This is a genomic window from Corynebacterium sp. HMSC071B10, assembly GCF_001814825.1.
Taxonomy (GTDB): domain Bacteria; phylum Actinomycetota; class Actinomycetes; order Mycobacteriales; family Mycobacteriaceae; genus Corynebacterium.
Window position 1 is genome coordinate 5,656 of sequence record NZ_KV817985.1, and the last position, 8,544, is coordinate 14,199.

At 65.0% G+C, this 8,544-nt stretch carries 13 protein-coding genes and 1 pseudogene; 7 read left to right on the top strand and 7 right to left on the bottom strand.

The features are described 5' to 3' along the window. The 6 genes and pseudogenes from merA to HMPREF2990_RS13185 form a co-directional block, all read left to right on the top strand. A partial coding sequence (gene merA, locus HMPREF2990_RS02710; protein ID WP_070762599.1) for a mercury(II) reductase occupies positions 1-1,293 on the top strand: 1,293 nt, incomplete at its 5' end. A 34-nt stretch (positions 1,294-1,327) separates the two neighbouring features. Then, positions 1,328-1,981 (top strand): organomercurial lyase MerB, encoded by a 654-nt coding sequence (merB, locus tag HMPREF2990_RS02715; protein ID WP_070762600.1) that lies wholly within the window; start codon positions 1,328-1,330, stop codon positions 1,979-1,981. 126 nt (positions 1,982-2,107) lie between these two features. Beyond that, on the top strand, positions 2,108-2,323 hold the full coding sequence (locus HMPREF2990_RS02720) for a hypothetical protein (RefSeq protein WP_004601218.1): 216 nt from the start codon (positions 2,108-2,110) through the stop codon (positions 2,321-2,323). A 119-nt stretch (positions 2,324-2,442) separates the two neighbouring features. Continuing rightward, positions 2,443-2,925, top strand: coding sequence for a TlpA family protein disulfide reductase (locus tag HMPREF2990_RS13180; RefSeq protein WP_078056919.1), 483 nt, complete (start codon positions 2,443-2,445; stop codon positions 2,923-2,925). Continuing rightward, entirely contained in the window at positions 2,922-3,878 is a 957-nt protein-coding gene (locus HMPREF2990_RS02730) for a cytochrome c biogenesis CcdA family protein (protein WP_070762602.1), read from the top strand. Before HMPREF2990_RS13180 ends, HMPREF2990_RS02730 begins: the two co-directional genes overlap by 4 nt. A gap of 375 nt (positions 3,879-4,253) precedes the next feature. Then, positions 4,254-4,404 (top strand): annotated as a pseudogene (locus tag HMPREF2990_RS13185) (IS481 family transposase); the annotation flags it as partial. A 263-nt stretch (positions 4,405-4,667) separates the two neighbouring features. Here HMPREF2990_RS13185 and HMPREF2990_RS02735 read toward each other — a convergent pair. The 4 genes from HMPREF2990_RS02735 to HMPREF2990_RS02750 all read right to left on the bottom strand — a co-directional run bounded on the left by HMPREF2990_RS02735 (position 4,668) and on the right by HMPREF2990_RS02750 (position 6,315). Beyond that, positions 4,668-4,982 carry an NIPSNAP family protein gene (locus tag HMPREF2990_RS02735; protein WP_230208643.1) on the bottom strand — a complete coding sequence of 105 codons (315 nt, stop codon included), beginning with the start codon at positions 4,980-4,982 and terminating at the stop codon, positions 4,668-4,670. A 105-nt stretch (positions 4,983-5,087) separates the two neighbouring features. Continuing rightward, positions 5,088-5,417, bottom strand: coding sequence for a DMT family transporter (locus tag HMPREF2990_RS02740; protein ID WP_034666342.1), 330 nt, complete (start codon positions 5,415-5,417; stop codon positions 5,088-5,090). Further along, positions 5,414-5,773, bottom strand: coding sequence for a DMT family transporter (locus tag HMPREF2990_RS02745; protein ID WP_038610824.1), 360 nt, complete (start codon positions 5,771-5,773; stop codon positions 5,414-5,416). Before HMPREF2990_RS02745 ends, HMPREF2990_RS02740 begins: the two co-directional genes overlap by 4 nt. Continuing rightward, entirely contained in the window at positions 5,770-6,315 is a 546-nt protein-coding gene (locus HMPREF2990_RS02750) for a TetR/AcrR family transcriptional regulator (RefSeq protein WP_034666346.1), read from the bottom strand. The genes HMPREF2990_RS02745 and HMPREF2990_RS02750 overlap by 4 nt, the downstream gene beginning before the upstream one ends. 196 nt (positions 6,316-6,511) lie before the next feature. Here HMPREF2990_RS02750 and HMPREF2990_RS02755 point away from each other — a divergent pair, with 196 nt between their 5' ends. Continuing rightward, positions 6,512-6,940, top strand: coding sequence for a recombinase family protein (locus tag HMPREF2990_RS02755; protein ID WP_256008564.1), 429 nt, complete (start codon positions 6,512-6,514; stop codon positions 6,938-6,940). On the opposite strand, the gene HMPREF2990_RS02760 is transcribed toward HMPREF2990_RS02755, so the two are convergent. From HMPREF2990_RS02760 to HMPREF2990_RS02765, 3 genes are all read right to left on the bottom strand, one after another. Continuing rightward, positions 6,937-7,368, bottom strand: a complete 432-nt coding sequence (locus HMPREF2990_RS02760; protein ID WP_034997554.1) for a single-stranded DNA-binding protein — start codon at positions 7,366-7,368, stop codon at positions 6,937-6,939. The genes HMPREF2990_RS02755 and HMPREF2990_RS02760 overlap by 4 nt on opposite strands. 90 nt (positions 7,369-7,458) lie before the next feature. Beyond that, entirely contained in the window at positions 7,459-7,602 is a 144-nt protein-coding gene (locus HMPREF2990_RS12885; RefSeq protein WP_016456431.1) for a hypothetical protein, read from the bottom strand. Positions 7,603-7,763: 161 nt separating this feature from the next. Then, positions 7,764-8,544: DUF4192 family protein (locus HMPREF2990_RS02765; RefSeq protein WP_070762603.1), on the bottom strand; the 781-nt coding region annotated here is incomplete at its 5' end.

Consider the following 8,544-nt stretch of genomic DNA (forward strand, 5'->3'; position numbering starts at 1 on the left):
AACACGGGCTGCGTCCCGTCGAAGGCGCTCCTGGCTGCCGCGGAGGCCCGCCACGTGGCGTTGGATTCGGCCCGCTTCCCTGGGGTGGCGGCCTCGGCGGGCCCGGTGGACATGCCGGCCCTGATTCAGGGCAAGGCCGCGCTGGTTGAAAGCATGCGCACGGAGAAGTACGTCGATCTGGCCGCGGACTACGGGTGGACGATGATCTCGGGGGACGCGTCGTTCACCGGAACCCAGGACGCACCGCTGCTCCGGGTGATCTCCCCGGATGGTGCAGTGAGAACGATCGAGGCCGGGCACTACCTCGTGGCCACTGGCTCCGCACCCTACGTGCCCCCCGTTCCCGGACTGGTCGAGGCCGGGTACCTGACCTCGACGACGGCGATGGAACTGGACGAGGTGCCCGAATCAATGCTGATCCTGGGCGGAGGCTATGTTGCCCTGGAGATGGCACAGCTTTTCTCCCGGCTGGGCTCCCGGGTGACCATGCTGGTCCGTTCCCGGTTGGCCTCGCAGGAGGAACCGGAGGCATCCAAGGCGTTGGCGGGGGTGTTCGCCGACGAGGGGATCCGGGTGGTCCGGCGGGCCATGGCCGACTCCGTGGCCTCCGGCCCGGACGGGGTCTCGGTGACGGCAAACGTGGCCGGGGGCGAGGAGGTGTTCCGCGCTTCCCACATCCTCGTGGCACTGGGCCGCCGCCCGGTGACCGAGGGACTGGACCTTGACGCCGTCGGGGTGAAGACCGGCGCATCCGGCGAGATCGTGGTCGATTCCCGCCTGGCCACGTCCAACCCGCGGGTTTGGGCCGCCGGGGACGCGACCGGCCATCGGGAGTTCGTTTACGTCGCAGCGGCCCACGGCGCCCTGGCCGTGGACAATGCGTTCACCGATGCCCTGGCCGAGGTCGACTACCGGCACCTGCCCCGGGTCACCTTCACCAGTCCCGCCATCGGGGCGGTCGGGATGACGGAAAAGGAAGCTGTCGCCGCCGGGATCAGCTGCGAGTGCGGGGTCCTCCCCCTGGAGTACGTGCCGCGAGCCGTGGTCAACCGCGACACCCGCGGCTTCATCAAGGTTGTCGCGGACCGCGACACCGGACGGATCCTGGGCCTCTCCGCGGTGGCCAAGGACGCCGGGGAAATCGCCGCCGCCGGCGTCTACATCCTCGAAGCGGGCATGACCACCGCGCAGGTCGCCGCCGCCTGGAGCCCCTACCTGACGATGGCCGAGGGCATCAGAATCGCCGCCAAGGCCTTCACCACCGACGTCTCCAAGCTCTCCTGCTGCGCCTGAGCTGCAGCCCCCACTACCGAAGCAAAGGAATGCCATGACCGCCACCGACCAGGCCCTCACCTATCTGTTGTCCCCCGCGCGCTCCGGAATAGACCCGGACTTGTTCGTGCCGCTGCTGCGGCTCCTGGCCGAGGGCGAGCCCGTCACGGTCGCCGAACTGGCCACCGCCAGTGGCCGGAGCGAAGACACGGTCCGGCAGGGACTGGCCTCCGTCCCGGACACCGAGTACGACGACGAGGGCCGCATCATCGGCCTGGCCCTGACGATGCGGCCCACCCCGCATCGCTTCACCCTGGCCGGGGAACAGCTCTACACCTGGTGCGCCCTGGACACCCTCTTCTTCCCGGCCCTGATCGGGAAGGCCGCAACCATTGAGTCGACCTCCCCGGGTAGCGGGACCCTCATCCGGGTGATGACGGGCGCGGACGGCACGGTGACCTCCGTGCAGCCGGCCACCGCCGTCGTGTCCATCATCAGCCACCCGGGCACGGGGCCGGTGCGGTCATCGTTCTGCAACCAGGTCCACTACTTCGCCTCCCGCGAGGACGCCCAGCCGTGGTTGGATTCCCATCCCGACGGCGAAGTCCTGGACATCGAGGCGGCACACCGGGCCGGTGCCGCCATGGCCGCCGCCCTCCTCGCCGCGGCCGCCACGCGGGCCCCCGCGGCGCAGGACTCCTGCTGCTGAGCTTTAAAAGGACATGACATGACCCAGCACCCAGAACAGCCAGACACCGGCCATCAACCCGTCCGGCAGACCGGTCGCCCCGGGCGATACCACACACTGGCCGCAGGAATCGGCATAGCAGCGGCCATGATCCTGTGCTGCGCAGGACCCATCCTCATCGCCGCCGGAGCCCTCGGCGCGATCGCCGGATTCTTCTCAAATCCCCTCGTGTTACTCGCGGCCGCCACGGTGCTCCTGGCCGGGATCATCGCCGTCACCAGGCAGCGAAAACGCCGCAGGACCGACGACTGCTGCCCTCCCGCATCCCCCGAGCACCACCGCACCGACCACGGCACCGCCTGAGTCCCCATACCCATTCCTGGAAGGAACCACTAGACACCATGACATACCCGAGATCCCGCCGTTCTCTGTCCGTTCCCCGGCCCAGGCACCTCGCCTCCGCCCTGTTTCTGACAGCGGTCATGGCACTGACAACCGCCTGCGCCAGCTCACCGAGCGGCCCGTCGGCCGCGCCAGGCGGTTCGTCGCCCGACGCGGCCGGTGCCGTTGCTGTTACGGTCTCCGACATTGACGGCACTACCCGGACCATCCCGGACGGTAAGCCCGCAGCACTGTTCTTCTTCTCTGTCGGATGCGGTGAGTGTGTGGAAGGGGCCGATTCCCTGAACAAGGCCTCCACGGCCCTGGGAAGCTCGGCCGACTACCTCCTGGTGGACGTGGACCCCCGAGAACCGAAGGAGACCATCAACGGATTCCGCGATTACATCAAGGCCCCTGAGCTCCCTGCCGTCATCGACACCGGGGCCACACTGACCACCCGGTACAAGGTCACCTCCATAAGCACCCTGGTGGTGGTCGACGCGAAGGGTGACGTTACCTTCCGGGCCACCGACCCGTCTGCGGAAAAGATCCAAGAAGAACTCACCAAGGCCGGCGCCCAATGACAGCCCTGCTTGCCCTGGCCTTCGCCGCTGGAATGATTGCCCCGGTCAATCCCTGCGGTTTCGCCCTCCTGCCCGCCTGGATAGCCCAGACCATCGGGGACGCCCGGACGCGCCCGCTCGCGCTGCGTCTGGCCCACGGGCTCCGGGCCGGGCTCGCGCTCAGCCTCGGCTTCGCCGGGACCCTGGTAGCCTTCGGGCTGATCGTCAGCGCGGGCGCCAGGACCCTGATCAGCGCAGCGCCTTGGCTGGGAATGGCCACCGGGGTGATCCTTCTCCTGCTGGGCCTGGCCATGCTCACCGGACTCACACCACGGCTCCGTCTGCCGGCCTGGGCCACGAAACCCCGCACACAAGAAGCTGCAGGGGCAGGTCACAAAACCGGGCGCATGGTGGCCTTCGGGGTCGGATACGCCGCAGCATCCCTCGGCTGCACCCTCGGGGTGCTCCTGGCCGTGATCGCTCAAGCCCAGGCCGTCGCCAGCTACGCCGGGCTGCTCGCGGTCTTCGCCGCCTACGCCGCAGGCTCGGCCACTGTCCTGATGCTCGTTTCGGCAGGCACGGCCATCGCCGGGGCCGCCCTCGGGCGAAGAATCACCGGCCTGGCCAAGCACAGCAACCGCATCGCCGCCTTCATCCTCACCATAACCGGCGCCTACCTCAGCTGGTATTGGTATCCCGCCGCCACCGGCGGAACCGCACAGGCCAACAGCCTCGCCGTATGGTCAGCCGCCGCCAGCGCCTGGATCAGCGACAACAGCACCCTGATCGCAGCCCTCGCCGCAGCCGTGGTGCTCGCATCGGCATTGGCCGCCCTCAACCGGCGCAGGAGACTGCGCATCAGACAGGGAACGCCGCCCACAGGCGAGGGCCCCGGGCAAAGCGGGGAACCCGACTGCTGCGCACCAACTCCGGACAACAACTCGACCGAGGACCGGCCAGGCACGATCCCGTAGCTGGCCGAGGACTCCCAAAAAGCAAGGGGGAGAGGGAACCGTGCCCCATCTTCTGGCAAACGAGGCGCCCGCCTATCAGGACAGGTTGGTACAGCGGCATCAGGCCGGAAGTCAATTCGTGCAGAGGACTTCGGGCAATCCGTCAGGAGCCCTCTGTACCGCCCCCGCAATGACGGGAACGTCAGTGTGGTGGACTTCGGAAAGCCACAGTGACACCCACTAGTTGTACTCGACCGTGACGTTGGTGGCACTTTCGGTCTTGTGAAATAGTTAGGCCTCCTGGCTTAGTGGAGCTGTCTAGTTCTTCACTGCCGGAGGCCTCTATGCCCAACGGTAACGCCCGCTTGACCACGCATGCGAGAGCGTTGCTGGTGGCCAGGCAAGCTCATCCATATCGATGTGAAGAAACTCAGCCGCATCCCCGACAGCGGCGGTTGGCGAGTCCACGACCGATCCGCGACCGGAAGACCCGATCGGGTTCGACCACGTCCATGCCGCTGTCGATGACCACACCCGACTCGCTTATATGGCCCACTAGCGGTCGCGGAGCGTCCTGAAAACCTAAAGTTTTATGAGACACCCGGCAGGAACTGGAATGTGAGACCGTTTCATGGGGCAATTGGCCTCCTCCCCGTCTCACTAAAGCGTCTCGCCCTAAGTTGTCGCAGGGTGGTGCTCGGTAGGGGTTTGTGAGGCATAATCGAGACATGAGGCTTTTGGGGTACACCCATCTGTACGCGCTGACCTGCGGCGTTGTGGGTTGTGCCGAGCGTGCTGCCGGAGTCCCTTTCAGTGTCCCTGGGGTAGGAGCGGCCGCATGAAGGTGCGCTCGTACCGCAGGACGCACCCGGACTCGTCTCGAATCCGGTCAGCGGCGATGAAGTCCGGGTGGGTGCCGAACAAGGTGCGGTACTGCTCGTAGGCAGCCAGGCTGGGGAAGCTGAACAGGGATTCCGCACGGTCACTCACACCTTCCGCGGGTAGGTAGTACCCGTGGTGGGTGCCGCCGTGTTCGTCGACATGCCGCATCCAAGCGCGGGCGAACTGTTCAAAGGCCGCGATCTGGTCGGGGTCGATGGTGTAGTGGACGACACAGGTGATCACATCCACAACGCTAGGCCCACAGGCGCTCATTGGGGAGCCTTTGTCTGTGCGCCTCGTGGTGCACCTGGGGCACACCAATCTGCCTGGTTTACCTGCGGAAATGCGTCAGTTCGCCAAGTTGGCGCCGATTTCAACGGTGAGAACTCCGACGGCGATGAAGAGGATGCCGAGGGCCATGGTTCGGGTGAGGGGTTCGTGGAAGATGACCCGGGCGAGGATCGCGGTGAGAGCTACGCCGGATGCTGCCCAGATGCCGTAGGCGACGCCAAGGGCCATGCCGTCGGCCAAGGCGAGACTTAAGGCGACGAACGCCACGAGATACCCCGCGATGACGCCGATGAACCATTTCTTCACCCGGCCACCGTCGGAGGCTCGTAGCGACATGGTCGCGACGACTTCGGACAAGATGGCGCCTGCGAGGAAGATCCATCTCATGAGTTGACTCCTGCTTCCTGGGCTGCGGTTTGCTGAGCTTTCTGGGAGCCGAGTTCGACGGTGAGGACACCGCTGATGATCAGAACCATTCCAAGACCCATCACAGCAGTCAGAGGTTCACCGAAAATCGCGGCGGATAGCACAGCGGCGAGCACGACCCCGCTGGCTCCCCAGATGCCATAGGCGACGCCGATCTGCATTCCTTCGCGCAGGCAGAAGGTGAGGAAGACGAAAGCGCCGATGTATCCGGCAGCAACCACGATGTACCAGGATGGGTGATTGAGCGCCGCCTTGAGAGACAGCGTCGCCGCCACTTCGGTAGTGATGGCACCAGCGAGCAGGAACCACTGCTTCATGGGGTTGTTCCTTCGATCAGGGAGCGAATGCTGGAGACGACGGCTTCGAGATCCGCGCCGTGGAGGGTGGACACACCTGTGGCCTGGGCGCCCCAGAGTCCGTCGGCGGCGAGTCGGGCGGTGGTCAGCCTGGCTCGGGTGGCGGCGTCGAGATCGTCCGGGAGTTCGAGCCAGCGGCCCATCCGCGTAGTCCACGGTTCGGTGAGTTCGGGCCGGTACGTCGCTTGGCCCCAGATGATGAACTCGGCGCGCTTGGCGGCCCCGTGGGCGGCGACGTGAACGTAGCTCAGGAGCCGCTCGGTGGCGTTGGCGTTCTCGAGGGGCTTGCCAAGGGTGGCAGTCATGTCGTTCTCGACGTTGGCCGCAGCGTGGTCGACGATCGCGGCGAGCAGTACGTCGCGGTTGCGGAAGTGATATAGCAATCCCGGTTTGGTGAGCCCGGCCTCGTGGGCCACTGCGTCAAGGGTAATGTCGCCACCCTCCGCTGCGTTCATGACGCGGAGGGCAGCTTCCAGGATCTCGGAGCGCTGACTGGTTCGCATATAGCTAACTTTACCATTTGGTAGGTGAAGCCTTCAACTGCGGGCGCTGGTAGGGGCACCTGGGGTACACCCCAAGCGAACAATTTGTGAATGAAAAAACTTCCTGTTCGCTAGGGTTAGTTCCAAGACTAACGGAACAGAACCGTCACTGCCTCTGGAGATCACTGAACAGTTGGGGGCGATCTCAGGACAAAAGGTGGGCTATGCCCGGGTGAGTTCGAAAGATCAGAACCTTGATCGTCAGATTGAACAACTCAAGGCAGAGAAGGTCTTCACCTATTACACGGATAAGGCCAGTGGTGGATCGCGTGAGCGCCCTGGACTTGATGAAGCAATGCGATATGTCCGTGCAGGAGATCAGCTTGTCGTCACGTCGATGGATCGGTGCGCGCGTTCACTGACGGATCTGTACGCCATTGTTGACGAGCTAGTCAGCAAAGGAGTGTCGGTGAAGTTCCTCAAGGAGGGACAGACCTACTCAAAAGACTCCACCCCGATCGCCAAGCTGATGCTAGGGCTGTTGGGTTTTGTTCAGTTGGGTAAGGCCGTGAAAGAGCTGGATCAACACCGTGAAATAGTTGAAAAAAATAACCCCGCAGGTTTCCCTGCGGGGTGTCGTTGTTAGAACGGTGCTTCGTCGTTGTCGGCGTCAGCGCCAGCCAGGGCGGCGTTCGCCGCCTCGCCTCCGCGACGGGCTGCGCGCGCAGCGGACTCTTTCTTGGAGTCGATCAGCTGCACGGTGTCGATACGGGCGACCAGCGGGTAGTGCTTCACACCGTCCTTGTCGGTGTAGACGTCGGTCTTCAGCGAGTAGCTCACTGCGACACGGTCGCCGGACCCGATGCAGCCGAACACGCCGGGGTTCTTCGCGTCCTGGACGTAGCCGGTCAGCTCCACGATCTCGCTTTCCACCTTGCCGGTGGCCTTGTTCTTGAAGGTGTTGCGCGCATAGACGCTGAGCTTCACCGTCGCACCGCCGTTTGCGTGCTCGAACAGCTTCGGTGCGCGAGCTGCGTTGCCGACGATGGTGCCGTTGTTGAAGGGGTTGGACATGATGGTTCTCCTTATGTGGGTGGGTGTGAATTGCCGTGCAATGTGGGTGTTGAAGCAGCTGCTTTGCTGCTGCGGGGGGTTGCGCTGTCGTTACAGCACTGCCCAGGGCAGCGGCGTGCCTGCCGCCTCTAGGTCGCGCAGTTCTTGTGCTGCACCCGGATCGGCGTCCTCGCCGTCGATGCCGTCGGCGAGCTGGTAGAGCAGTTCCAGGTCGGTGTGGGTGATGTCGCGCATCACGTGCCTCCTTGTTCGGATTGGTGGTCAATCCGTCTGTTGGAGACAGCTCTGCTGTCTAGGGGTCGCTCCCCTGCCTCGTTGAAGTGTCTGCTGTCGCAAGCCACGGCCGACGAGATAAAAAGAAACCCCGTTGCATCGCTGCAACGGGGTGTGTGGTGCTACTCGGTGAACAAGATCGTGCGGGTCTTCTCGGCGCCCTCGCGGACGAGTTCGACCATCCGCTCGCCTTGGCCGATGTCGGTCAGCTTCGCCACCAACGACGGGAAGTTCTCGTCTGGCCCGATCTCGGTGGCTCGGTGCGCGGCCACGCCAGCTAGTCCCGGCTGGCCTGTGGCGTGCGCAAGCACGGCAACCGTGGTGGTGAGCTGCGCGCGCATCCCTGGCCAGCTGGTCGGGACAGCACGCATAACCTGCTCCGCGAACCGTAGGCCCGCCTGCGGGTCATCGAGCAGCGCCGCGAGCAGCGCGTCTCGCAAGCGCGGCGTGGTGAAGCATTTCAGCGCCGATCGAACAGCGCGCGTGCTCGGCTGGGTTATTCCTGCCGCCGCCTGCTCGTATTCACGCTGCAGCACGTCGGAGAACATGGGCGGGATATACGCCAGCGCGTCTTCGATGATGTCGGCGTGCTCGGCAGCGTCGATGCCGTGGTCAGTGCTGTTCAACCGTGCCTCGATGTCGTCTTTGCTCGGCTCCGGCAGCGCGCCGGTGTCTGCAAGCATCTGCTGCAGCGCCGCTGATGCGGCGACCTCGCCGACAACGCCGTGGCGCGGCTCGTCGATGAGCGGATGCTGGTACACAGACCACCAAGCAGCCCCAGTGACGATCTCGGGCACCTGCACCACCCCGAGCAGCGGCGGTAGCGGCGAGGCCCCGCTGGTGAGGTACGTGGCCGTCTCGTCGAAGACCGGCTGCGCAATGTCATCGCTGATCATGTACGCG